This is a genomic window from Thiomonas sp. X19 (genome assembly GCF_900089495.1).
GTDB lineage: Bacteria > Pseudomonadota > Gammaproteobacteria > Burkholderiales > Burkholderiaceae_C > Thiomonas_A.
Map to the genome: position 1 here is coordinate 2,948,479 of NZ_LT605203.1, position 23,342 is coordinate 2,971,820.

The 23,342-nt window shown below is 58.8% G+C and carries 17 protein-coding genes, 1 tRNA gene and 2 pseudogenes; 14 read left to right on the forward strand and 6 right to left on the reverse strand.

Annotation, left to right across the window (positions count from 1 at the left end; translation table 11 throughout):
* Positions 1 to 164: 164 nt before the first annotated feature.
* Positions 165 to 1,266: pseudogene (locus THIX_RS14090) on the forward strand (IS3 family transposase).
* Between the two features lie 59 nt (positions 1,267 to 1,325).
* Here THIX_RS14090 and glyA read toward each other — a convergent pair.
* A complete protein-coding gene (gene glyA, locus THIX_RS14095) occupies positions 1,326 to 2,546 on the reverse strand; it encodes a serine hydroxymethyltransferase (protein ID WP_233224563.1) in 1,221 nt (406 codons plus the stop codon).
* Between glyA and THIX_RS14100 the strand changes: the two genes are divergently transcribed.
* From THIX_RS14100 to THIX_RS14110, 3 genes and pseudogenes are all read left to right on the forward strand, one after another.
* Positions 2,499 to 3,695, forward strand: coding sequence for a LysR substrate-binding domain-containing protein (locus THIX_RS14100; RefSeq protein ID WP_233224539.1), 1,197 nt, complete (start codon positions 2,499 to 2,501; stop codon positions 3,693 to 3,695). The two genes, glyA and THIX_RS14100, sit on opposite strands and share 48 nt — an antisense overlap.
* A 60-nt stretch (positions 3,696 to 3,755) precedes the next feature.
* Positions 3,756 to 4,574, forward strand: a pseudogene (locus THIX_RS14105) (IS3 family transposase); the annotation flags it as partial.
* Positions 4,574 to 5,413 carry an energy transducer TonB gene (locus THIX_RS14110; RefSeq protein ID WP_158540900.1) on the forward strand — a complete coding sequence of 280 codons (840 nt, stop codon included), beginning with the start codon at positions 4,574 to 4,576 and terminating at the stop codon, positions 5,411 to 5,413. The pseudogene THIX_RS14105 and the gene THIX_RS14110, both read left to right, overlap by 1 nt.
* A gap of 390 nt (positions 5,414 to 5,803) precedes the next feature.
* Here THIX_RS14110 and THIX_RS23690 read toward each other — a convergent pair whose 3' ends face one another.
* Positions 5,804 to 6,010 carry a hypothetical protein gene (locus THIX_RS23690; protein WP_162497975.1) on the reverse strand — a complete coding sequence of 69 codons (207 nt, stop codon included), beginning with the start codon at positions 6,008 to 6,010 and terminating at the stop codon, positions 5,804 to 5,806.
* On the opposite strand from THIX_RS23690, the gene THIX_RS14115 reads away from it, so the two are divergent.
* Positions 5,915 to 6,790 (forward strand): alpha/beta fold hydrolase, encoded by an 876-nt coding sequence (locus THIX_RS14115; protein WP_112486708.1) that lies wholly within the window; start codon positions 5,915 to 5,917, stop codon positions 6,788 to 6,790. The two genes, THIX_RS23690 and THIX_RS14115, sit on opposite strands and share 96 nt — an antisense overlap.
* A 140-nt stretch (positions 6,791 to 6,930) precedes the next feature.
* Here THIX_RS14115 and THIX_RS14120 read toward each other — a convergent pair whose 3' ends face one another.
* Both THIX_RS14120 and THIX_RS14125 read right to left on the reverse strand, forming a co-directional pair.
* Positions 6,931 to 9,087 (reverse strand): ATP-binding protein, encoded by a 2,157-nt coding sequence (locus THIX_RS14120; RefSeq protein ID WP_112486709.1) that lies wholly within the window; start codon positions 9,085 to 9,087, stop codon positions 6,931 to 6,933.
* Between the two features lie 78 nt (positions 9,088 to 9,165).
* Positions 9,166 to 10,233, reverse strand: a complete 1,068-nt coding sequence (locus tag THIX_RS14125; RefSeq protein ID WP_112486710.1) for an HD-GYP domain-containing protein — start codon at positions 10,231 to 10,233, stop codon at positions 9,166 to 9,168.
* Between the two features lie 164 nt (positions 10,234 to 10,397).
* Between THIX_RS14125 and THIX_RS14130 the strand changes: the two genes are divergently transcribed.
* The 3 genes from THIX_RS14130 to THIX_RS14140 are packed head-to-tail and all read left to right on the forward strand — an operon-like array spanning position 10,398 to position 12,764.
* Positions 10,398 to 10,664, forward strand: a complete 267-nt coding sequence (locus THIX_RS14130; RefSeq protein ID WP_112486711.1) for an acyl carrier protein — start codon at positions 10,398 to 10,400, stop codon at positions 10,662 to 10,664.
* Positions 10,615 to 11,886 (forward strand): beta-ketoacyl synthase, encoded by a 1,272-nt coding sequence (locus THIX_RS14135; protein ID WP_112486712.1) that lies wholly within the window; start codon positions 10,615 to 10,617, stop codon positions 11,884 to 11,886. Before THIX_RS14130 ends, THIX_RS14135 begins: the two co-directional genes overlap by 50 nt.
* An 8-nt stretch (positions 11,887 to 11,894) precedes the next feature.
* The gene (locus THIX_RS14140) at positions 11,895 to 12,764 is read left to right on the forward strand and encodes a crotonase/enoyl-CoA hydratase family protein (protein ID WP_112486713.1); all 870 of its coding nucleotides are present in this window, start codon (positions 11,895 to 11,897) and stop codon (positions 12,762 to 12,764) included.
* Positions 12,765 to 13,214: 450 nt separating this feature from the next.
* Here the strand turns inward: THIX_RS14140 and THIX_RS14145 are convergent.
* Both THIX_RS14145 and THIX_RS14150 read right to left on the reverse strand, forming a co-directional pair.
* Positions 13,215 to 13,291, reverse strand: a tRNA-Asp gene (locus tag THIX_RS14145).
* A gap of 368 nt (positions 13,292 to 13,659) precedes the next feature.
* The gene (locus THIX_RS14150; RefSeq protein WP_233224564.1) at positions 13,660 to 17,316 is read right to left on the reverse strand and encodes an EAL domain-containing protein; all 3,657 of its coding nucleotides are present in this window, start codon (positions 17,314 to 17,316) and stop codon (positions 13,660 to 13,662) included.
* 158 nt (positions 17,317 to 17,474) lie between these two features.
* Between THIX_RS14150 and THIX_RS14155 the strand changes: the two genes are divergently transcribed.
* The 6 genes from THIX_RS14155 (at position 17,475) to THIX_RS14180 (ending at position 22,975) form a co-directional block, all read left to right on the forward strand.
* Positions 17,475 to 17,930 carry a DMT family transporter gene (locus tag THIX_RS14155; protein WP_112486715.1) on the forward strand — a complete coding sequence of 152 codons (456 nt, stop codon included), beginning with the start codon at positions 17,475 to 17,477 and terminating at the stop codon, positions 17,928 to 17,930.
* A 176-nt stretch (positions 17,931 to 18,106) separates the two neighbouring features.
* Positions 18,107 to 18,433 (forward strand): hypothetical protein, encoded by a 327-nt coding sequence (locus THIX_RS14160; protein ID WP_112486716.1) that lies wholly within the window; start codon positions 18,107 to 18,109, stop codon positions 18,431 to 18,433.
* Positions 18,434 to 18,770: 337 nt separating this feature from the next.
* A complete protein-coding gene (locus tag THIX_RS14165; protein WP_112488386.1) occupies positions 18,771 to 19,658 on the forward strand; it encodes a LysR family transcriptional regulator in 888 nt (295 codons plus the stop codon).
* 201 nt (positions 19,659 to 19,859) lie between these two features.
* Positions 19,860 to 21,077, forward strand: a complete 1,218-nt coding sequence (locus THIX_RS14170; RefSeq protein ID WP_112486717.1) for a CaiB/BaiF CoA-transferase family protein — start codon at positions 19,860 to 19,862, stop codon at positions 21,075 to 21,077.
* Between the two features lie 29 nt (positions 21,078 to 21,106).
* Positions 21,107 to 22,051, forward strand: a complete 945-nt coding sequence (locus THIX_RS14175) for a hydroxymethylglutaryl-CoA lyase (RefSeq protein ID WP_112486718.1) — start codon at positions 21,107 to 21,109, stop codon at positions 22,049 to 22,051.
* Between the two features lie 33 nt (positions 22,052 to 22,084).
* A complete protein-coding gene (locus tag THIX_RS14180; protein WP_112486719.1) occupies positions 22,085 to 22,975 on the forward strand; it encodes an oxaloacetate decarboxylase in 891 nt (296 codons plus the stop codon).
* Positions 22,976 to 23,342 lie beyond the last annotated feature (367 nt).

A 23,342-nucleotide genomic window follows, 5' to 3' on the forward strand; every position in this document is an offset into this window, starting at 1 on the left:
AGGGGGGCTGATCGAGGATTTTTTCAGCCGATTCAAAACGCCGTGCGTGGCGAGTCTAGCAACGCCTCCCCGAGCGGCATGGTTGAACGGCTGTGGTGACCTGCCCCCCGTCGGCCATACCACGGCGAAGTTCGTGGAGTCCATCAACATGGAGAATGATGGACATGAAGACGAGTCGATTCAGCGAAGAGCAGATCATTGGGTTCCTGCGGCAGGCCGAGGCTGGCGTTTCGGTCAAGGAGGTGTGCCGCAGGGGCGGTTTCAGCGACGCGACGTTCTACAAGTGGCGCAAAGTTCGGCGGCATGGAGGCATCCGAGGCCACGCGGCTGCGTGAACTGGAGGCCGAGAACGCCAAGCTGAAGAAACTGCTGGCCGAGGCGCACCTGGACATGCACGCGCCGGGGAGCGTGCTCGGGGTCAAGCGCTAGCCCCACGGGTCAAGAGCCAGGCCATTGGCAAGATGAGCAGCGAGCATCACTTGTCCGAGCGTCGAGTGTGCTGCATCAACGGGCTCAGCCGAGATAGCTATCGCCATGCGCCCCAACAGGATGCGCTGAACACTGAACTGCACGGCAAGATCGTCGAGATCGCGCATGTCCGCCGGCGGTTCGGGTATCGGCGCGTGCACGATCTGCTGCACCCAGCGTTTCCGGGCATCAACCACAAGCGGGTGTATCGGCTGTACAGCCAAGCCAACCTGGCTGTGCGCAAGCGCAAGAAGGTCCGGCGAGCGGCGACTGAGCGCGTGCCGCTGCAACGGGCCACCAGGGTCAATGAGGTTGGCGGGCGGGCGGAGCCTGAAGTGCCTGACCGTGGCCGACGACTTCAGCCATGAATGCGTGGACATCGCGGTCGACTATGGCATGCCCGGTGCCGACGTGACGCGCTTGCTCGATCAGGCCGCCAGATTCCGCGGATACCCGGCGGCGGTCAGAACCGACAACGGACCTGAGTTCACCAGCCGCGCATTCATGGCGTGGGCCACGACTCGCGGCGTGCGCCACATCTTGATCGCACCGGGCAAGCCCACGCAGAACGGTTTCATCGAGAGCTTCAACGGCAAGTTCCGCAACGAGTGTCTCAACGAGCAATGGTTCGAAACGCTGCACCAAGCCAGAGCGACCATCGCTGAATGGCGCCGAGACTTCAACGAGGTCCGGCCCCACAGCGGCCTGGGCCGAATCCCACCGGCTCGATTCACCGAGCAGCATCGAAAACAGGCTGGCGATGCTGCTCACCCCACAACCACCAACGAGGTCAATTAACCTTGCAACCCCGACTCCTGACTTTACGTTGGTACGGCGCGAGGGGACAGGTCACCCGATCAGCGCATGTAGTGCAAACCACTGAAGCGCCGTCGAAAAGCGGAAACCTCGGACGCAACCCCATCAGGATCTCCAGTCAGAGCCCGGGCAACCAGGGATGCCAACTCGGTCATGTCGGGCGCCCCCATGCCCAGTCGCACGATCTCCGGTACACCAAAACGCAGGCCGTTGTGATCGCCATCCACGGCAGGCAATGGCAAACCAATACCGCAGGCCAGCAAATTGGCGCGACGCAAGCGCTTGGCGGCTGTTTGGCCACCACCAAAACGCGCCGCCTCGACGGCCAATTGATGCGACTGGGTGTAGCCTCTGGATCGGGCAAAGACGGGCAGGCCCTGGGCGTCCAGGGCCTCGGCCAGCGCATGGGCGGTGCGTTTCATGGCCTGGCCGTAGGCGAGGCCAAAGGCCTTCCAGTCAAGCAGGCTCACAGCCAGCGCTGCGGTCTTGCCAGCATCAAAATTGGCCGTCAAGCCCGGGTAGGCTATGGCATCCAGCCGTTCGGCCAGGGCCGCGTTGTCGCTCACAATCAGCCCGCCTGGCGGTCCACCCAAGCTCTTGTAAGTGCTCATCGTCATCACATGCGCCCCCTCGGCCAGGGGCTGCTGCCAGGCTTGTCCTGCAATCATGCCGCTCAGGTGCGCGGCGTCGAACAACACATAAGCGCCGACCGCATCCGCAATCTCACGTATGGCGCTGACCGGGTGGGGGAAAAGGTTCAGGCTGCCACCGATGGTGAGCAGTTTCGGCTTCACCTCGCGTGCCAAGATGCGCAGCGCGGCGACATCCACCGTGTAACCGTCAGCATGCACCGGGGCCGGCACGGTTTTCAGCCCGTACAGGCCGGCCGCACCCGCTGCGTGATGCGTCACATGACCCCCAATCTCGGCTGGCGGGGCAATGATGGTGTCGCCCGGCTGGCACGTGGCCATGAACACATACAGATTGGCCAATGCGCCCGAGCCCACGCGCACTTCGACGTACCGCGCACCGAACACCTCGGCGGCCAGCTCGGCGGCCATCACCTCGATGCGCTCAATGGCCTCCAAACCCATCTCATACTTGTCACCTGGATAACCCAGAGACGCACGCGAGCCCAGGTGCGCCGACAGCATCGCCTCGGCCTTCGGGTTCATCACATTCGTGGCCGGGTTGAGGTTGATGCCGTCCACATCGTGAATGCGGTGGTTTTCTTCCACCAGGCGGCCCAGCTCGGAGGCCACGGCATCAACATCCTGGTTTGCCGTCGTTTGTGCCACCGTCTGAACCAGGGCTTCGCAGCCGGCCGGAACCCAGGGGCGGTGTTGCAGCAAGGCCGTCATGCGCATGTCCTTTTTGAAGTGACGAATGGTGAAGACGTGGACCAGTATGCGATGGGCCGCCCTCAGTTCACAAACGAGATATTCTTGCGCGGTGGGCTAGAAAATCTAGGCGTCACAACTTTGGATCCCAACACCATGGCCGTTGATCCACCCAAGCTGCGCCTGCCGCCGTACACGGCGCTACGCGCTTTTGAGGCTGCTGCCCGCCACAACAGCTTTGTCGCCGCGGCCCGCGAGCTGTGCGTGACGCCAGCGGCCGTGGCCCAGCAGGTGAAAGCGCTGGAAGCCTGGCTCGGTGGTGCATTGTTTGAACGCCACAGCCAGGGCATTGCGCTGACACCCCAAGGCCGACATGCGCGACCCGCCCTGAGCGCAGCGATGGATCAGATGGGGCTGGCGGTACAGAACCTGCGCAGCGAAATGCGGGGATCCGAGCTGCACATCGCCGCGTTGCCGGCCCTGGGGCAACTGTGGCTGTCACCGCGCTTGCGACGGTTGCACCTGGACTTTCCCGGCGTCCAGGTTTCGGTCACGGCGATGGAGGAGCCGCCCAACTTCAAACGTGAACCGTTCGACATGGGTTTGTTCTATCTGGACGCGCCGCGTAAAGACGTCAGAATCGTCGGCCTCGCAAAAGACCATCTGCTTCCAGTGTGCACGCCGAAAATCCTGAAGACACTCAGAGTCAAAGGCAAGATCCGCCTGCACGGGCAACCCTTGCTGCATGACACGGTGTGGGATGGCGATTGGGCACGGTGGCTGGACGCGACAAGCATGCATGGGGTCGATGCAACAACCGGCCCGCGGTTTTCGCTCTACAGCATGGCTTTGCAGGCGGCATTGGACGGCGACGGTCTGTTGATGGGGCGCGAGTGCCTGGTTGCCCCCTATCTGGTCAGTGGCAAGTTGCGCGCTGCGTCGCCTATTCGGGTGCCTCTGCCCACGGGGCCAAACCTTCTATTGCCATCTCATCGAGCAAGTCACACGCTCACCCAGCAGTTCGTCAATTGGATCCAGAGGTCGTTTTCTGAAGCTGCTTCGACGTTTTGAAATGAGCCTCTCATGAATTCCGAGTGGGTAATCTGATGTCATGTTGAGCCCACCATCTCTTACCGCGGCACCCACGGGGTCGAGCCGATCTGCAACGTGCTGCAGGTCGCCCCGTCTGACTATCGGCACTTTGCAGCCCAGCGGCGCGAGCCCACACGGCGCTGTGCCCGAGCCCAGCGCGATGACACCCTGATCCCGCACATGGAGCGGGTCTGGCAGACGAACATGCAGGTCTATGGTGCCGACAAGGTCTGGGGCCGGAAGCAACTGAGGCGCGAAGGTGTCGCCGTCGCTCGCTGCACCATCGAGCGGCCCATGCGCCGCCTGGGCCTGCGCGGCGTCATCCGCGACAAGGTGATGCGCACCACGATCAGCGATGCCTTGGCGCCCTGTCCATTGGATCGCGTGGACCGCGTCTTCAAGGCCGATCGCCCGAACCAGCTCTGGGCGGCGGACTTCACCTATGTCTCGACCTGGCAGGGCTGGCTGTCTGTGGCCTTCGTCATCGACGTGTTTGCCCGGCGCATCGTCGGCTGGCGCTTGAGCCGTTCCATGCGCACGGACTTCGTGCTCGATGCCCTGGAGCAGGCGCTGTACGCCCGGCAGCCCGAGCGGGACGCAGCCTTGATTCACCACAGCAATTCGCCGCTTGACAAACAGAAGGGCGTCCGAGGTTCCCAGGACGTCTCGATCCGCTACAGCGAGCGGCTTGCCGAAGCCGGTATCGAGCCTTCGGTCGGAAGCAAGGGCGACAGCTACGACAACGCCCTGGCCGAGACGATCAACGGGCTGTACAAGGCCGAACGGATCCACCGTCGCGCGCCGTGGAAGACCCAGGAATCGGTCGAGCTGGCGACCTTGCAATGGGTGTCGCGGTAATGTCGACTTCATCCTCCAACATCAGTCTGGAAATCACCGATGCGGTGCACATGCCTCCGGCACGCGTGTCCTGGCCGCTGATTGTGGCGGTTTTGATACTGCATGCGGTGGCGTTATGGGCGCTTCAGTTCGGTCTCGTGCCCACGCCCAAGCTGCCTATGCCCTCGATCATCCATGTCGAGGCCTTGTCGGTACAACCGCAATCCGTGGCATCCAACAACCATCCACGCACACCGCCTGCCCTGGCGGCAGCCGCGAACACGCGAGCCTTTCCACGCGAGGCTGTCAAGCCCCCTCCACAGCCGCATCAAGCCGCGCTGCCCAGTCGAACCGCCCGCGTGGTTGACTCGAAACCGTCGCTTGAGCCGTCAATGACCGATGCTGAGAGGCCGGTGAGTCACGCCGAGGCCCAGACCACGCCAGCGGGTGCGCCGGCAGCGGCCAATTCGTCCGTCACGCGCTCCCAGACCTCTACGCCGACAGAAACCGAGTCAGCCCGGCAACCTGACGAATCCGTCGAGGGTGAGGCCCCGCCCTCCCCTGCACAGCAGTCCGCTGCACCCCCGACCTATGGCGCGTCCTACTTGCATAACCCCAAGCCCGACTATCCTCCCCTGGGACGCAGGCTCGGCGAGGAAGGGACGGTCTTGCTCAAGGTCAAGGTGTCGGCCCAGGGCCATGTGGAAACCCTTCAAGTGCAGCAATCATCCGGCTATGGTCAGCTCGATGCGGCGGCGTTGAGCGCAGTTCAGCAATGGACCTTCATCCCAGCTCAGGCTGCAGGCAAGCCGGTTTCCGGCTGGGTGCTGGTGCCGATCGTGTTTTCCCTTTCACCTTGACCGACAGCCGCGACGCGTCGAACCTAGGGCCTGTTCACGCTATTTCTGCGCCCGCGACGGGGGACTTGGCAGATGCAGTGCAAGGCGCAAGCCGTGCCGCGGTGCTGTGCACCGCAAGCGGCTTGCAACGCCGCAATGCGCTGCCCAGTCCCCCGTCCCGCAGGGTTGCCACCGGACGGGGCGTCTGCGGCGTTGTCGGTCTTGGCAACGGTTCACCCTTGCCGGCGCCCTCCGCCTTGCAACCATCCCCGTCTGGTGGCAACGCGGGCGCAGAAATAGCGTGAACAGGCCCTAGAAGGCCGCCCCGGCACCAGCTTGGCCAAAACCTGCGACCCCGCCATCTCCTTGAAGTCAGATCATCATCACAATGAGACCGCATCAGCCGCAGCATCAACGCATCCATGCGGCCTTGAAACCGTCGACGTCGGATGCACTCTGCGGCAATGGTGTCATCTGGACCCACTCAACGCCTGCGAGAACTGCATCTGAAAGGATCTGCGTATGTTCAAGAATTTTCATCCGATTCGCATCCAGACCGGCAGTTCGAGCATCGCAGGCCGTATCGGCGGCAGCGGGCCACCACTGCTGTTGCTGCATGGTCATCCCCAGACGCACATGATCTGGCACAAGATCGCAGATGCCTTGACGGCACACTACACCGTCGTCGCGACGGATTTACGCGGCTACGGTGCGTCGTCGAAACCACAGGGGCAAGCGGATCACAGCACCTACAGCAAACGCGCCATGGCGGCAGATCAGGTTGCGGTGATGCAAAGCCTGGGATTCGAGTCGTTCTTCATCTGCGCCCACGACCGTGGCGCACGGGTCGCGCACCGCCTGTGCCTGGACTCCCCTGCCGCGATACGCAAAGCCATCTTGCTCGACATCGCTCCGACCCTGGCGATGTATGAGCAAACCAATCGGGCCTTTGCAACGGCCTACTTCCACTGGTTTTTTCTGATCCAGCCCTACCCTTTTCCGGAAAAACTGATCAGTTCCGACCCCGATGCTTATATCGATGCCGTGATGGGCAATCGTTCCGCTGGCATGACACCTTTCACGCCTGAGGCGCAGGGAGCCTATCGGTCTGCCTTGCGTAGCGAGGGGGCTGTTCATGCGATGTGCGAGGATTACCGGGCGTCGGCGACCATCGATCTGGATCACGATCGATGGGACCGGCAGCAAGGCCGTCGCGTCACTTGTCCATTGCATGTGTTGTGGGGGCAACAAGGGATCGTCGGGCGTTTGTTCGACCCCTTGCGTGAATGGGGCCAAGTCGCCGAACAAGTCAGTGGCCATGCCCTGGATTGCGGGCACTACATTCCCGAAGAGGCCCCTGACGCTTTGTTGCAAGAGATCCACGCGACTTTGTGCTAACTGCAAGCAAAGACAAATCCAACCGCCCGTGCCCAGCCCGGATGCAGCCCTTGCAGACGGTGGTTCGTAGGGACTGGCTTTTTAGCCGAAGTTTTGGATTTTTGCTGAACGACAAGCTCCAAAAAAGCCTGCATCAACCTTCATCCGTAATCAACATTTTGGTAGAACGTGCCATCTTGACGCCCAGCCTCCGCGATCACCTCGCGCAGAGCTTCTCTGGTTTTCGTGCTCGATTCTTGCAAATCTTGCGCCAATCTCTGTTTCTGCTCGACCAGAATTGCACTTTCTGTTCGCATGATGCCAATCGCCAGGCTCATCAAACGCATTGCACCAGTTTCCATGCAAACGCCTTTTAGCGCATGTGCGGCGTCGTGTACGCCATTGAGATCTTCTGCTTCCAGTGCGTCAAGAATGCGCGACGTATTGCGCTCAATATCAGTGCTAGCACGCCCCAATAATTCCTTAATAAAGTCGCGTCTCGTACCGATTTGCTTGAGTTTATCGATAACCCCCATGTCTATATAAACAGTAGGAATCGGGCGCAAACGTTGTGACGCTGCAGGTTCAGGCATCAAATCCTTGCGACCTGAGACTGTTTGCAGGGATGAAATTTTTTGCTTAACATCCATCGAATTGCAAGTGCGATTGATCACGTCACGCAGTTCTTGCGCAAGAACTGGCTTTGTGAGGACTCCGAGCGCGCCGGTATTTTTCAGCCGTGAAGCTGTTAATGCCGACGCATCAGCCGTCAGAAAATAAGCAGGAACAGGATTGCGACAGCCAAACCGGTATGTTTGCAATACCGTGCTACCGTCTATATCGCCGAGGTTGTAGTCAAGAAGGAGTAAATCAAATTGCTCACTGCCTGCAAGCATATCTAGCGCTTGCCCGCCGCTGTCAGCGAGAATCACTGAGTGGCCTTCTTTCTGCAATATTTCCTGCAGCAGGTAGCGATTGGTCTCATTGTCATCAACGATCAGGATGCGTCGCCGTTCGAGCATGCTTTTTCGATCCAGATCGCCAACGTTGCTCGATTCCTCGAATCCGTTCCGACTGGCTGGGATGCGGGGCATGCGCAGGTCGAACCAAAAAGTACTCCCTATGCCGACATCGCTGCTGACTCGTAAAGTCCCCCCCATCACCTCGACAACTTGCCTGCTGATGGCCAATCCGAGCCCCGTTCCTTCCGCGTGCTGCAAGCTTTTTGTGCTGAGCTGCACAAAAGGATCGAAGATTTTATCCTGGAATTCTTTAGGTATTCCAATCCCCGAGTCTTTGATACTAAAGCGCAAGAGATAATCGGATGGCGATTCCCGCAAGAGAGAAATATTCAACGCCACGGAGCCATACTCCGTAAATTTCACGGAATTCCCGGCCAAGTTAATCAACAAACGTGTCAGCCAATGGGAATCACCGACAACGTTATCGATAATTCTTGGGTCGATCATGCTCGAAAAACTGATCCCCTTTTTCCTGGCATTGGTCTCGACTGAAGCACGAACCACGTCCACTTGATCGGCAAGCTTGATAGGGTTTGCCTTGAGTTGTATCTTGGTCAACGTTAGCTTGCTTTGATCCAGGAGATCATTGATATCCGCGAGCAAGTGACCGCTCAATGTGAGTATTGTCGCAGCCAGTTGTTTGGGCCTCTCCGTGTTTGCCTCTGCTTGTAATAGCTCCGCAGCATTGGAGATTCCACCCAGTGGAGTACGCAATTCGTGGCTAACCCTCGCCAGCAAATCAGATTTAGCCCGACTCTCGTGCTCGGCAAACACAATAGCTTGATTTAGCTTGTCCATCAGGACAGCAACATAGCCGGGAATCATCAGAATTGAAATCAAACTGGAAAACCAAAACAACATGTGATCCTGCCAGTAAGATGCCAACAGAGGAGTCATCGCAAGTCCAGCGAGTGAGGCACCTTGTGCGGTACGCATGATCGCCTTGTTGCCGGTCCGCATACCGTAACCAATGGAAGTAAAGATAAAAAGCGGGACCACAAGCACAGCTGTTTGCCCCATCACAATGACCCAAGCAGTCAGCATCAGGGGGTCGAGGAGTGCCGTCAGATACCCGAGCCATTTTGACCAGACATTTCGGCCTCGATGCGTCATGACATAGAGGGCAACTGCGTAAGTTAGATGGACAAATGCCACGAAAAATACATACAGAGGAGGCGACTTCAGGGCGAAAATCACACACAGCCAAATCGCGATGCATATGCCCGCCAACCACATCCGCAATCGTGCTTGCCCTCTTAGCGCGGTTGCGTAATCAAAAATGCTTGGCTTTTCCATGATGGGCTTCCTTTATCCTTTACTCGGTGTCCATGCCGGTAAGGGCTTGGGTTTAAGGGGCTCGTAGCCAGTTTGGCGTTAGGGCAGACTTGTGCTGATTTCAGTCAACCCCGTTAGATCGGCCAGGAAGACCTTGACCAATTCCGGGTCCATGTGTGAACCAGCCTGTTGGCGCAAATAGTCCTGTGCTTTCTCATGCGTCCACGCCTCCTTATACGGCCGCCTGGAAGTGAGCGCGTCGTAAACATCGACCACCGCTAGGATTCGCGCCGAAAGCGGAATGTCTTGTCCTGAAAGGCCGTCTGGATACCCGCTGCCATCAAATTTCTCGTGATGTGAACGCGCGATTTCCGCAGCGACTCTCATGTGTTCCGTATGACCGCCGGAGAGCATGGCATCTCCAATCACCGTGTGGGTCTTCATGACCGTCCACTCCTCCGGCGTCAAGCTGCGCCTCGCTAGCAAAATTTGATCGGGTATGGCGACTTTCCCGATGTCATGGAGCGGCGCAGCCATCTCTAAAACTGCCGTGAAGGCTTCGCTGCACCCCAAACGGCGCGACAACAACGCCGAGTAGCGCCCGATGCGGCTGAGATGCGCCCCGGTATCGATGTCACGCTGCTCAGCGACTTTGGCAAGGCGGAACAACGTCTCCATTTTTTCTTTTTGAAGATCTTGTATGACCTGCTCGACCCTATGCTCCAACTCGCCGGCGTGACGGAGAGTTGCGAGTTGGAAGCGGCGCAGATTGAGGAGGTTTCGACATCTGGCAGCGCATTCGCGGTAGTCCAACGGGTGACTAAGATAGTCATTGGCGCCAGCATCCAAGGCGTCGTACCGTACTGCCAAATCGTCGACCGCCGTGATGCAGATGATGGGCGGCTCGGCCAGATGCTCCAGCGACCTTAGGGCCTTGATCAGCATCACCCCATTCATTCGGGGCATGCGATAATCAGTTAGAACAAGATCAACGGGATGGGTATTGGCATATGAAAGGGCGGCCACAGGATCTTCGAATGGCAGGATGTTTGCCTGCGGACAAGTATTACTTGAAATCTCAGCCAATAAATGACGATTCGTCGCTTGATCATCGACGATTATTATCGTGGGCGCGCCTTTCCAATCGTTGCCGCTATTGATGTTCATTTTTAAGAAATCATCGCCATATAAAATATATTATTATTTTCATGCCAGGGTTTAAATATTGAATTAGAACTTACAATAAGCTGCCGCGGAAATAAAGGATGCGACGCAAAACGACCCGCACGGAATAACGCATATTAAATCACTTTCGACACACAAAGGAAATCATGAATCAGATCTGGGATGAGTTTCAAATTATCAAGAAAATCAAAGATATAGTCCTATCGACGTTCAACATTGATTTATCCAACAAACCAGACACCATGCCAATTGGGGATCTGGGTTTGGACTCAATGGGAATTCTCGATGTGATCATGAACCTGGAGGACGTCATCGGGCAGAATTTAAAAAATATTGACCTTCCTAAAAATCCAACATTGCGCGATGTTGCTGATATGGTTATTAAAAATATGCAAGCAGGCGGTCATGATTGATATAGCAATCACCGGTATTGGCGTCATCTCTCCGATCGGCATGACAGAGACGACAGTCTTGGAAAGTCTTCTCGCTTCGCGATCAGGAGTCAGGGCGTTCGAATCCCAAGCCTTGTCGAGGCCATTTCCGATGGCTCCCGTTGAGGCCCAGTTCAATGACTCGTTCACGCGCGTCGAATTGCCTTTCCTTGATCGTACGACCCAGTTGGCGATCCTGGCAGCCCAGCAAGCTACAGAAAACGCCGGAATCGTGAACTATTCCTCATTTGGCGAACGTGCCGGCGTTTTTTTTGGGACAGTCCGTGGTGGTGGCGCAACTGAATGGGAGTGGACACGTCAGTTTTACACCGGCGAGAAGAAAACCGCCAAACCCTATGTGATCATGGGTTGCATGGCTAACGCCGGAGCTGCACAGATTTCCATTCGGCAGCAGGTATATGGGCCTACAGCAAGTCATACATCGGCATGCTCATCGTCAGGATCTGCAATTGCTGACGCTTGCAGGCAAATCAGGAGCGGGGAAATTGACGTTGCAATTGCCGGTGGAGCGGAAGCAGCGCTGACACCTGTATTTCTTGGTGCATGGGATGGGCTTCGCGCGTTAGCCGAAGTCGACCCCGTGCCGTCCCAAAGTTGTCGCCCTTTTTCGCGCCAGCGCACCGGTTTAGTCTTGGGGGAGGGAAGCGTGTTTTTCGTGCTGGAATCGCGTGAGCACGCAGAACGACGTCAGGCCCCAATTCATGCATTTGTTGCTGGCTGGGGCATCGCTTCTGACGGCTATCACATCGGTTCACCCCACCAGCGCGGACAGATCGCTGCGATGCGTTCGGCCCTGCGCACTGCTGGCATCGATGCCTCCGAACTTGACTACATCAATGCCCACGCGACCGCTACGCGCGGCGGTGATCCCGTCGAAGTGGCAGCTTTAAAAGAAGTCCTCGGCAATGCAGCGCAGTCGGTTCCTGTGAGCGCTACGAAGGCCTTGCATGCCCACATGCTCGGCGCAGCCAGCGCGATGGAACTTCTGGTTTGTGTCCTAGCTTTGCGCCATTCGTTCATTCCAGCAACGGCACATCTTTCCGATATCGATCCAGAGTGCAGTGGCATTCGGCATGTGACTGAGACGATGCGCGATCAGCCCGTACGACATGCCATGAGCCTATCTGCAGGCTTCGGCGGGACCAATGCGGCTCTGGTGGTACGGTCCTCCACACTCGACTGAATCTAACCATGCTAAGTACGGATGCGAATGTCGTTGCGCTCTCGGCGCCTCTTGTCGAGGCTGACTTTGATCCTGCGCTGAATGCGCTGTGGATCAGCATGACGATCCAAAGAAGTCGGCCGCAGAATTTTTCCAACAAGCTGCTTCAGGCACTCCAGGGCCTGATTAATCACGTGTGCGAAAATCAAGGCCTATGGGGTAATGAAGAAGGAGGCGATCCGATTCATTACGCTGTGCTCCGATCTAGACACCCCAATTACTTCAACCTAGGCGGCGATCTCAATTACTTTCTGGATTGTATACGGCGAGGCGATCCCGACTCGCTTCGAAACTACTCTATGCAATGTCTTGATATGATTTATCAATGGGCCACCGCAATCACTCGGCAGAGCACCACCATTGCCCTTGTCCAAGGTCGCGCCTTGGGTGGTGGGTTTGAGACAGCTTTGTCCGCGGACTATATTGTTGCAGAAGAACATGCTGAATTCGGTTTCCCGGAAATCCTTTTCGGCCTCTTCCCTTGTACCGGCGGGATGAGCTTGTTAGCGCGCCGAATTGGAGTTTATGAAGCGGAAAAAATCATGCGCAATGGCAAGATCTATTCGGCAATTGAATTAGAGGAAATTGGCATCATCGATCGTGTTTGCCCTTCAGGGACCGGCGAAAGCGCGATCGGGGAGTTTATTATCGAGCATAGCAAACGCCGCAAGGCCAGACAAGCCCTACAGCATGCTAAAGCCAGGATGACCGCACTCAATTATGAGGAGTTGAATTCAGTTGTGAATGATTGGGTTGCCGCTGCGATGTGTCTCACGGATAATGAGTTGCGAGTCCTCGAAACACTGGTCAAAATGCAGCGGTCTGAATTTGCCCATTAATATCCATACCATGCTTGAACCGCACGGTATGTCTGCTGCGCCCCACACAATCGCACGGTCCTGGAACTGATCCGTTGCAGCTCGTAGCTCCTGCTGCGACAGGCTCAGAACCTCGGAAACAGGTGCGAGCAAGCTTTTGATGGCGATGCGGCACGTTCCAGGATTTCAGGAAAGTGCCGGCACTGGTGGGGAGAGTCAGGCGGCCTGGTGTGATGGCCAGCGCGGTATTGCATCCAGGAAGGCAGCGATCGGCCAGGGTCAAGGCTCACCATGCAGGGATTAAACCCCTGGGGGGAGTAGCGCGCCGATGCCGCCATGAAGCAAAAAATTGAAGGCAAAAATAACCTACAGGGCAAATTTGCTAGGGTAGGTTTTGTGGGAGCTTTTGTGGGAGCAAAGCCTTGAAATTCTCAGAAAGTCCTTGATAATCAAGGACTTATACTGTTTTATTGGCGGAGTGGACGGGACTCGAACCCGCGACCCCCGGCGTGACAGGCCGGTATTCTAACCAACTGAACTACCACTCCAACTGACTTGAACTGACAACGGCTTGACAGCTAGCCGTCTTGCGGGCATTCGCATAAAACCCCAGCGTCAACAGCCTTGCCTTCTTGCGAAGGCAATCTAAAATTATGCCAAAGGATCGGCCTCGCGTCAAGGCCAAAGTCATAACAATGCTTCCAGCGCCTGGACGGATCGATGGGCTTGGTCAGAGTCATGTCTTCATGCAATGCGACCACGACCACTTGGGCTCTTAGCGCGGATGCGTGGGCAAAGCGAACGCACCATGCGGATTTCTTCGGCACCTGATGCTCCTCCTCCTATCCGTGGCATCTGCTGACGCCGAAAGTTTGCACTTGTCGCGCTGTTCATCAGCGGAACAGCCTCTGATCGCCTAGGCTTGTTGGTCTGCCTCAGTCGCTTTGCATCCCAGCAGGACATCCCAGAACGCCTGACGCATACGCTGGCTGGCCGCCCCGAGGGCTGTGGGATCCACGATGCCGGGTTCGGTCATGCCGTGACGTGCCAGGTCATGAAACGCCGCATGACTGCTCAGTAGCGCAGCGAAGGGGCTGCCGCCCTGGTACCGTTCAGCTTGCCTGGTGCACCAAGTTCCGAGCAGGCAGAGTTCATGCGCATTGGGCTGCAGGTAAAAATCGCGGTCCTGATCACCGATCGTCTGCTGCACCAGGTTACGGATCCCGATGCTGTGGGTCACGATGGCTTGAATGGCCGCGTCATCCACTTGCAGCCCGCCTTCTATCTGGTCAATCCAGGGCAAGGCTTCTCGCCATTGGCCCAGCCACGCATGGAGCTGTTGCGCTGACATGGGTCGTGCAATGACATAACCCTGCAAATGCAGGCATCCCATGACGCACAGGGCCAAGGCCTGGCGTGAAGATTCCACACCTTCCGCGACCACATTCAAGCCCATCATCTGGGCGGTACGCAACATGCCATAGGTGATGCTCAAGTCAGCATCACTACTGAACAGATCTCGGGTGAAGCGACGATCAATCTTGACGGTTGACACGTCGAGAAGTTGCAAGTGTGTGAGACTTGCACTGCCCGTGCCGAAGTCGTCCAGGCTGACGCAAACACCCAGGGATCGACACGCCTTGACGACGTCTCGGGCCTGTTGCCCATTGAGCTGTGAGCCGTGTTCGGTCAACTCCAATTCGATCAGGTCGCGGATGCCGGCCGGTACTGCACGCAGGGCTTGCTTGACATCCTCAAGAAATCCACGATCCAGGAAATGTCGAGGGCTGATATTGATGCAAACCTGCAGACGTTGCCCCTCGGCACGCCATTGCAGGGCCCGGGAGACGGCCTCGTGCAGGACGTAGCGACCGATGTGTACGGCCAATTGCGGATCATCCAAAACCTCTTCGAATGCCCCCGCGGCATGCAAGGTGCCCAGCTCGTCACGCAACCGCAGCAAAGCCTCGGCCTTGCGCACGCTGGCCACCAGCAGGCCCTTGGCATCTGTTGTGAAGGACAGGATCGGCTGGTAATGCAGCTCCAGCCGATGTTCGCGCAAGGCGCGGCCCACCCATTGCAGCAAGGACTCGCGCCGCGCCACTTGTGCCTCCATCGCCTCGCCAAAGATACGGTACTGGCGCCGCCCATCGGCTTTGGCGGCATACATGGCTATGTCCGCTTGGCGCAAGAGGGTTGGGCCATCGATGACACCATCCAATTGCACGGCAAAGCCCAAGGACAGGCTGATGCTCTCGGTATGGCCGTTGAGTTGCATGGGGGGTTCCACGGCGTCCAGCAAACGCTGGGCGATGTCCCCCAGATGGTCAAGGCTCGGGCAGTCGGGCAAGATCAGGCCGAACTCATCGCCACCCAATCGAGCCAGCAGATCGGTATCACGCAAGACCTGGCCAAGCCTGCGACTGACCTCGATCAACAGTTCATCCCCCACCTGGTGGCCGAGCCGATCATTGATGTTCTTGAAATAATCCAGATCCAGAATGCCGACGACGAGCTGCTGACTTGATGCGAGCGCGTACAGACATTGCGCGAGGCGGGTGTCAAACGCGCGGCGGTTGGCCAAGCCGGTCAGAGGATCCTGGTTGATGAGCTTTTTGATCTGGGCTTCCTGGGTTTTGAGCGAGGTGATGTCCTGCAAGCTCCACAAGGCCCCGTGCGGTTGGCCTTGGTCGTGCAGTGGCACGTAGCTGCCAAGAAGCACCCGGCCATTGCGAAGCCGAATCTCATCCTCGACGGCCTGGTTGTGAAACATCTGGGCCTTGATCCTTTGGGTGGTCTGCTCGGGATTGACGTGCAACTCGGCGATCTGCGCCCAGATCTCGCGCCAGGGACGGCCGACGAAGGTCTGCGGATCAACATCCAGGTTGTACAGGCCGATGAACGCCGCGCTGCAGTATTGCACCCGCCCTTCGGCGTTGAACACAATCACGCCAGCAGGAAGGTTGCTGAAGATCTGGTGGTAGCGGGCATTGGCCGCGGACTCTGCGTGGCGCGCCCGTTCAAGCGCTTGCCTGGCCAGCAAAGACTGTAAAGCCAGTGCCACTTCCTGCACCATTTGCCGCAAGGTGCCCACCACATGCGCGTCGGTGAAGAAACCCGGGCGTGTTCCGTAGACCAATACCGCATGGTCGATCTGCCCCGTGCCCATGGGCAGAGGCAACGCCAAGATGTCCTGGATGCCATAGGCCCGTGCGCGATCGCGCCAGGGGTGAAATGCCGGCGTGTCGATGCCCAAAAAGACGGGTTGCCGGCTGTTGATGCAATGGGCGAAAGGGCCTTGCCCGGTCTGTGGGTCATCGAGCGCAATCTCGATGTCATCGAGATAAGCCGTATGCCCTGCCGAGGCGAGAACGCTCACGCGGCGCGGCGCATCGACGGCGGCACGACCCACCCAGACCAGGGCACAACCCAGTTGCTCGGTCGCCAGCGCACACAATCCCTGCAAGATGGCATGCGCATCCGGGGCGCGCATCGTCATCACCAAAGTCTGTCCCAGCAAACCGAGTGCGGTGCTCTGACGCGATTCGGCCTGGTAAGCCGAGCGCAACTGTTCGTTCTTGCGCTGTGTGTCCAGGAACCACTGCCGTTGCAGGCGCAGGCTCAAGCCCATGATGAGGGTCAGCATCGCGATGCCGATGGCAGCCCCGATGAGGGGCGCCAAGGTCAAGTGCCACCAGTTCTGCCAGACCAGGGGTTTGGGTGCGAAGACAAAGGCATACAGAGGAAAATGGGCCAAACGCTGAAACGCCCCGAGGTATTCGGTGTTGGCAAGCCCGATATTGATCAGTCCGTCGACATCGCCCCGCAGGGCTTCCGGATGTTTGAGCAGGTCTTGCTGCAAGGCGCCGTTGCGCGGCCGCAGCAGGAAGTTGTCGAGGTTGCCTTGCGCCCCAGGCGGCCCAGCGTTCGGCCCGGGGATGGGCCAGGCCCCGAATAAATAGCCCCCTCGCCCCAGCACACCGATCACCTCGCCAGCCGCACGCTGGCGGGGCGTCAACAGGGCGTGATAGAGCTGTACCTGCCGGCCCATGTCGATCCCGCCGACCAGATAGAACAGGGAGCCGTTCTGGGTCGGTCCAGCCAGAGCGAAAGGAATCACCAAGCTGTGAACCAAGGGGCTGACGATGGGATGAAACAACTGCAGGGCGCGGGGATGAGCGCGCGCTTGCTCCAGGAAACCGCGCAGCACGGGGTTGGCATTCAGGTTGGGTTTGGCCGCGCCGGTGGCAAGCGCTGTGCTGGCGACGATTTGACCGTCGGCGCCAACCACGTTCAGCACGGCGATCCCGCGATCGGACTGCGCGAACTGGATCAGCCGTCGGCGCACCAAGCCTAGATCCCGTTCGTGCCCGTCTTGAAGCTGCGAGGCGAGTAAGTCCAGATTCCTGGCATATTGATCGAATTGGATCTGGACCGCTTGATGGGTCAACTGCGTCAGGGCATGGAGTTGATCGCGCGTCTGATGCAACTGTTCGCGCCAAGTGCTGGCCAGGTACCAGCCCATGCCTGCGAGCAGCAGGCCCAGAACGCAGGCATAGAGTCCAAGGGTCAAGCGGCGGAATCGGTGTTCGGAGGCAGCCGGCATGGGCAGGGCTAGGTCTGGTGGAGTATGTAGAGTTTGAACTTAACTGATTGGCCAGTGCGACTCACCAATAACTCCTTCACCCCAGGTCGCTGGACGCCGGCGGCGAAGCCGCGATAAGCTGGCGCATGCCGCAATTCGCCGCCCTCGTTGGAATCAGCCTGCTCGCCGTTGTCGCCGGACTCAGCTTCGTCATGCAGCAAGCGGTCAATGCAGATCTGCGGGCAAGCCTGCACTCCGCCGCATGGGCAGGATTCGTGAGCTATCTCGGTGGAACGATCTGCATGCTCGTCCTTGCCCTGGTTTTGCGTGACCAGGTGCCCCAGGCCAGCGCCATGGCCCGCAGCCACTGGTGGGCATGGAGCGGCGGGCTGTTCGGGGCCATCTATATCGGCATTTCCATCGTGCTCGTGCCCCGAATCGGTACGGCGGCGTTCGTGGCGCTGCTCGTCGCTGGCCAGATGCTCTCCTCCCTGATCTTCGACCACTACGGCCTGTTCGGCGTACCGCGGCACCCGGTCGATCTGGTGCGGCTTTCAGGCGCCTTCTTGCTGGTGATCGGCGTGGTGCTGGTGCGCTACTGAGGCGTGCCCCCGAGGCGGCGCGCGGCATTCAAGATGCCGATCGAGGCGTGGCCGATGCATGGATTCATCGTGGTGGCCCGGATGCACAAGTCAGCGGCACGCTATGGTATGGGTCGCCCCCAACCTGAAGCGACCCCCGCATGCACTCCGCCGTCAAGACCGAACCTCCCTCAGACATGTCGACGGCCACCCATCTCACGGATGGGGCCGTGGCGGCGCTGGGCCACTGGATCCAGGGCAAAGCCTTGCCCCATGCCGGACGCGACTTGAAGCCAGTGCGTTTGTTGCTGGGCCAACGTCTCGTGGTGGAGTTGTCGTTCCACGGACGCCACCAAGTTCTGGCCGACGGCATCACCGGAGTGCTGTATGACGCCCGCACGGGGCACTGCCTGTCGAGCTCAAGGCTGGTTCTGGATGTAGGCGCCCTGGCCGAGGTGGGCAAACCCCAAGCACAGGCCTGGTTGCTTCAGCGTCTGGCCGCCAACAAAGCCAAGAAGAGATAGCGCTGCGGTGGCAGGCCTCACCTTGAAGCGGGCGGCCCATGAGGCTGGTGAGCAGCCCGATGTCCTAACCGGGCACTCTTGCTGTGCGGTCTGGATGCGTTCACACCTGACGCGCGCTACTTTGCCAATCTGGCAACCCTCAAGCAGGCCGCATTCCATCAATCCCGCTGTGGGTCACGAATTGCCCATTGCATCATTCGGCTCGTCGCATGCATCACTGGCCGCCGCGTGCAACCCTGCCCTGCCTGCAACCCGCCAGTAGTCGCATGAATCGGGGAATGCTGTTCAGATCTACGGAGCCACTTCTCAACATCATGAAGATGAGAAAGACAGAATGATGCGACTCGATCCAACTTCTCTGAGATTATTCGTCAGTGTCGTTGAGGAGGGCACGATCGCTGCCGCAGCCGAGCTTGAGCATCTCGCCGCCTCCGCAGTCAGCAAACGACTCAGTGAACTGGAGGAGACACTCAACACCCAGTTACTGACGCGCAGCAACAAAGGCATCGAACCGACGGCAGCGGGCATTGCGTTGTTGAATCTGGCGCGGGGCGTTCTCCATCATCTCGATGAGATTTACTCGCAGATGCGGGAGTACTCAAGCGGCATTCGGGGCCATATCCGAGTGTTTGCCAACATCTCGGCGATCACCCAACTCCTTCCAGAAAAACTGAAATCCTTCTTGGCCGTTTACCCTCTCGTGCAAATCCATCTGGAAGAAAAAATCAGTACGGTGATCACCAAGGCTGTCGCCGAGAATGCAGCCGATATAGGCATTTTCACCATGGGGCATCATGGCCAGAATCTTGAAATCTTTCCTTACCATAACGACGAACTCGTGCTGATTACGCCACGACATCACATCCTCGCGCAGAAACAATCGGCCTGTCTCGCCGAAACACTCGATTTTGATTATGTCGGCCTCCATACCGGCAGCGCCATCAATCATCAACTGATCAAGGCAGCAACTGAACTTGAACGAAGCTTGAAGCTGCGCATTCAGGTCACCAGCTATGATGCACTCTGCCTGATGGTCGATGCTGGGCTGGGTATCGGTATCATTCCAAGCAATAGCGCGCAACCCTATTTGAAATCTTTAGCCATCAAAGCCATTCCTTTGAATGAGCCGTGGGCGAAGCGCGAACTGGCGATTTGCGTTCGCTCCTACGACGCGCTTTCGGTTGCCGCAAGAATTCTGGTTGACCATCTCAGAAAACCATCCTGAACCCTATGCCCCAAGCCTGCCATCGTATTTCGTGATGGCAGGCTCGCGTAATAGCGTTTTACCCCGCTTGAAACCGCATCCATACTTCGGATGACACGGTGTCGCACCTGCCAAAACCAGCGAGCACCGGCCATTCCGCATAGGAGGATCAATGGTTCATTCAAGCAGTCCGGGCGCCATGAAGCTGAGCGATGCTTCTCGATGAGCTCGAAAACATCGAACAGCGACGGAAAGTCGCCCCTTGCTGGAATGAAGGTGATCGAACTGGGGACGCTCATCGCCGGACCCTACGCCGCGAGTCTTCTAGCCCAGTTCGGCGCCGAAGTGATCAAGATCGAGCCGCCCGGTGATGGCGATCCGCTGCGCAAATGGCGCAAGCTCCACAACGGCACATCCTTGTGGTGGTACACGCAGAGCCGCAACAAGAAATCGATCACGCTCAACCTCAAATCGGAGAAGGGCCAACAGATCGTCCGCGACCTCGTTCGGGATGCGGACATCGTGATCGAGAACTTCCGCCCCGGGTCGCTCGAAGCATGGGGTTTGGGCTGGGAGCATCTGTCGCAGATCAATCCAGACCTGGTCATGGTGCGCGTCTCGGGCTACGGCCAGACAGGCCCCTATCGGGATAGACCGGGATTCGCGGCCATCGCGGAATCCCTGGGCGGGCTGCGCCACTTGGCGGGCTACCCGGACCGCCCGCCCGTACGCATGGGCGTGAGCATCGGTGACACGCTCGCTTCCCTGTACGGGGTGATCGGTGCGCTGCTGGCGATGCATCACCTCAAGGTGAATGGAGGCAAGGGACAATATATCGATGTGGCGCTGTACGAGGCCGTCTTCGGCGTGATGGAGAGCCTCGTTCCGGAGTTCTCGGTTTCCGGTTATGTCCGCGCATGCACGGGGGCCAGCTTGCCGGGGATATCTCCCTCGAACACCTACCTGTGCAAGGATGGCCAGTACGTCGTCATCGCCGGCAATGGGGACAGCATTTTCAAGCGGATGATGCAGGCCATCGGCCGCGACGACCTGGCCGGCGACCCCAAACTTGCGCGCAATGATGGCCGTGTCGAGCACAACGACATGCTTGACGAAGCGATTTCCAGGTGGACGACTTCTCATGACCTGGACGATGTGCTCAAAACGCTCGATGCGGCAGCGGTTCCGTGCAGCAAGATTTATACGGCGGCGGACATCCATGCGGACCCCCATTACCGGGCGCGCGACATGATTGGGCGGTTCTCCCTGCCGGATGGGCAAGCGATCGACCTGCCCGGCATCGTGCCCAAGTTGAGCGAGACGCCGGGACGGACGAAATGGCTCGGCCCCGCGCTTGGCGCCCATACCGCGGAGGTGCTGGCATCGATCGGCATCGACAGCAGCGCCGTCGCCGAACTCAGGGCGCAGGGCGTGGTTTAAGCGACTATCGCCAACCAAGGAGCACCAGCATGCTGTTCTCGAAATCGCCCATGCGGGTTTCGATCCAAGATGTCGCCGTGCGTGACGGCTTCCAGAGCGAGTCGGTATTTGTGCCGACCGAAGACAAGATCCGACTGATCGACCGGCTTTCCCGGACCGGCCTGGCCAAGATCGAGGTGACTTCTTTCGTCTCGCCCAAGGCGATACCCAACCTGCGGGACGCCGAGCAAGTCATGCGTGGAATCACCAGGGCGGCCGATGTGGCCTATGTCTGCCTGGTCCCGAACGAACGCGGCTGCGAGCGGGCACTGGCCTGTGAGGTGGATGAAATCAACCTGATCATGTCCATCGGAGAGCGCCACAACTTGGCGAACATACGCATGAGCTGTGAACAATCGCTGGAACAGTTCCGCCGTGTCATGGCCATGGTCAGGGGGACCGGGGTACGCGTGAACGGCACCATCGCCACAGCCTTCGGTTGCCCGTTCGACGGCGACCAGGCGCCAAGCAAGATCTTGCGGGCTGCCACGCACGACCTCGACATGGGCATGCACAGCGTGACGCTCGCCGACACGACTGGCATGGCCGCGCCAAGACAGGTCGGAGAACTGGTACAGATCTTCCTGCAGACGTTCCCGGAAGTCCCGCTAACCCTGCATTTTCACAACACGCGCGGCATGGGACTGGCGAATGTGATCGCCGCCATCGAGGCTGGCGCCCGCAGCTTCGACGCCTCGCTGGGCGGAATCGGTGGCTGCCCCTTTGCGCCCGGTGCCACGGGCAACATCTGCACCGAGGATCTGGTGCACATGCTGGAGTCGTGCGGCATTTCCACGGGCGTCGATCTGGATCGGCTGCTCGCGATCGCGAAAGATCTGCCGCGCGTCCTCGGTCACGACGTTCCGGGGCAGGTCCTCAAGGCCGGGAAAAGAACGGATCTGCATCCGCACCACACACCACTCCAGCTTGCTTGAAGCGAACGCATTCAACTCAAAAAGGCTTGTCTCATGAAAAAAACGACCCAACTCAAGCACCTCCTTCAGGCCAAGCAACTGCTCGTCGCGCCCGGCGCCTATGACGCGCTGAGCGCCAAGATCATCGCGCGCTGTGGATTCGACGCCGTGTATATGACCGGCTACGGCGCCTCGGCCAGCGTGCTGGGTGCGCCCGACGTGGGTTTGCTCACGATGAGCGAGATGCTGAAGCTGGCGGGCGATATCGCCGATGCTGTGAACATCCCCGTGCTGGCCGACGGCGACACCGGTTTTGGCAATGCCATCAACGTGAAGCGCACGGTCAGGGAATACGAAAAAGCGGGCGTCTGCGGCATCCAGCTCGAAGACCAGGTTTCCCCCAAGAAGTGTGGCCACATGCTGGGGCGCGAGGTCATTCCGATGGAGGACATGGTGCAGAAGATCAAGGCGGCCGTCGACACGCGCCAGGACGATGATTTCGTCATCGTTGCGCGCACGGACGCTCGGACCAGCCATGGCCTGGAAGAAGCGTTGCGGCGGGGACGAGCGTACGAGCAGGCCGGCGCCGACGTGATCTTCATCGAGTCTCCCGAGAGCGTGGACGAACTCAGGCGGATCAATGAGGCGTTTCCCAACACGCCGACGCTCGCCAACATGATCGAGGGTGGCCGGACCCCGCTGCTGCGCGCCGATGAACTCGAGGGATTGGGTTTCGGGATCGCCATCTACCCTCTCGGCCCGCTGTACGCCGCAGCGAAAGCGGTCGAGTCGTACTTGAAGGAACTCCGGACGGCCAAGAGCACGGCGAACAAGGTCCGGGACATGATCACCTTTGCCGAGTTCAACACGCTCATCGGTCTGGCCGAATACGGCCAACTCGAAGATCTGTACAAGACGAGGCGCTGTATCCCAACGCCTGGATGACGAAGTGTTTGAAACTCCGCACGACGCATCATGACAGTGAGGTTGAAATGCGTGGCAGCGCGCTGTGAACGCAGCTTTATCCCTGTCAAAAACGGGTTCCGGCACGGACGTCTGTGCTGGCCAAGGCTGGTCGCATGCTTCTCCAGCGATTCCCGGTAAAGGCGTATGGCATGAACCAAACCTTGATGGAGGCATGCGCCATGTTGTCGTCGATCAACCACCGGAGACTCCGAGCGAGGCCGTTGCGGCCTGCCTTGCTCTGCGTTGTTCAAGCTTGCCCGCGGGAGATGCAAGCTGCCTCGTAGGCCGCCAACCGGTTCAGTCAGCAGCACGTCACTGAAGGTGCTCTCTGAATTTTGAAACAACC

Coding starts and splice junctions, on each gene's coding strand:
- THIX_RS14160 (WP_112486716.1), top strand. CDS start 18,107: ATGTCGACGGCCACCCATCTCACGGATGGGGCCGTGGCGGCGCTGGGC.
- THIX_RS14140 (WP_112486713.1), top strand. CDS start 11,895: ATGCTAAGTACGGATGCGAATGTCGTTGCGCTCTCGGCGCCTCTTGTC.
- THIX_RS14120 (WP_112486709.1), bottom strand. CDS start 9,087: ATGGAAAAGCCAAGCATTTTTGATTACGCAACCGCGCTAAGAGGGCAA.
- THIX_RS14125 (WP_112486710.1), bottom strand. CDS start 10,233: ATGAACATCAATAGCGGCAACGATTGGAAAGGCGCGCCCACGATAATA.
- THIX_RS14135 (WP_112486712.1), top strand. CDS start 10,615: ATGTTGCTGATATGGTTATTAAAAATATGCAAGCAGGCGGTCATGATT.
- THIX_RS14170 (WP_112486717.1), top strand. CDS start 19,860: ATGAGCTCGAAAACATCGAACAGCGACGGAAAGTCGCCCCTTGCTGGA.
- THIX_RS14155 (WP_112486715.1), top strand. CDS start 17,475: ATGCCGCAATTCGCCGCCCTCGTTGGAATCAGCCTGCTCGCCGTTGTC.
- THIX_RS23690 (WP_162497975.1), bottom strand. CDS start 6,010: ATGCAGCAACAGCAGTGGTGGCCCGCTGCCGCCGATACGGCCTGCGAT.
- THIX_RS14110 (WP_158540900.1), top strand. CDS start 4,574: ATGTCGACTTCATCCTCCAACATCAGTCTGGAAATCACCGATGCGGTG.
- THIX_RS14175 (WP_112486718.1), top strand. CDS start 21,107: ATGCTGTTCTCGAAATCGCCCATGCGGGTTTCGATCCAAGATGTCGCC.
- THIX_RS14165 (WP_112488386.1), top strand. CDS start 18,771: ATGCGACTCGATCCAACTTCTCTGAGATTATTCGTCAGTGTCGTTGAG.
- THIX_RS14115 (WP_112486708.1), top strand. CDS start 5,915: ATGTTCAAGAATTTTCATCCGATTCGCATCCAGACCGGCAGTTCGAGC.
- THIX_RS14180 (WP_112486719.1), top strand. CDS start 22,085: ATGAAAAAAACGACCCAACTCAAGCACCTCCTTCAGGCCAAGCAACTG.
- THIX_RS14130 (WP_112486711.1), top strand. CDS start 10,398: ATGAATCAGATCTGGGATGAGTTTCAAATTATCAAGAAAATCAAAGAT.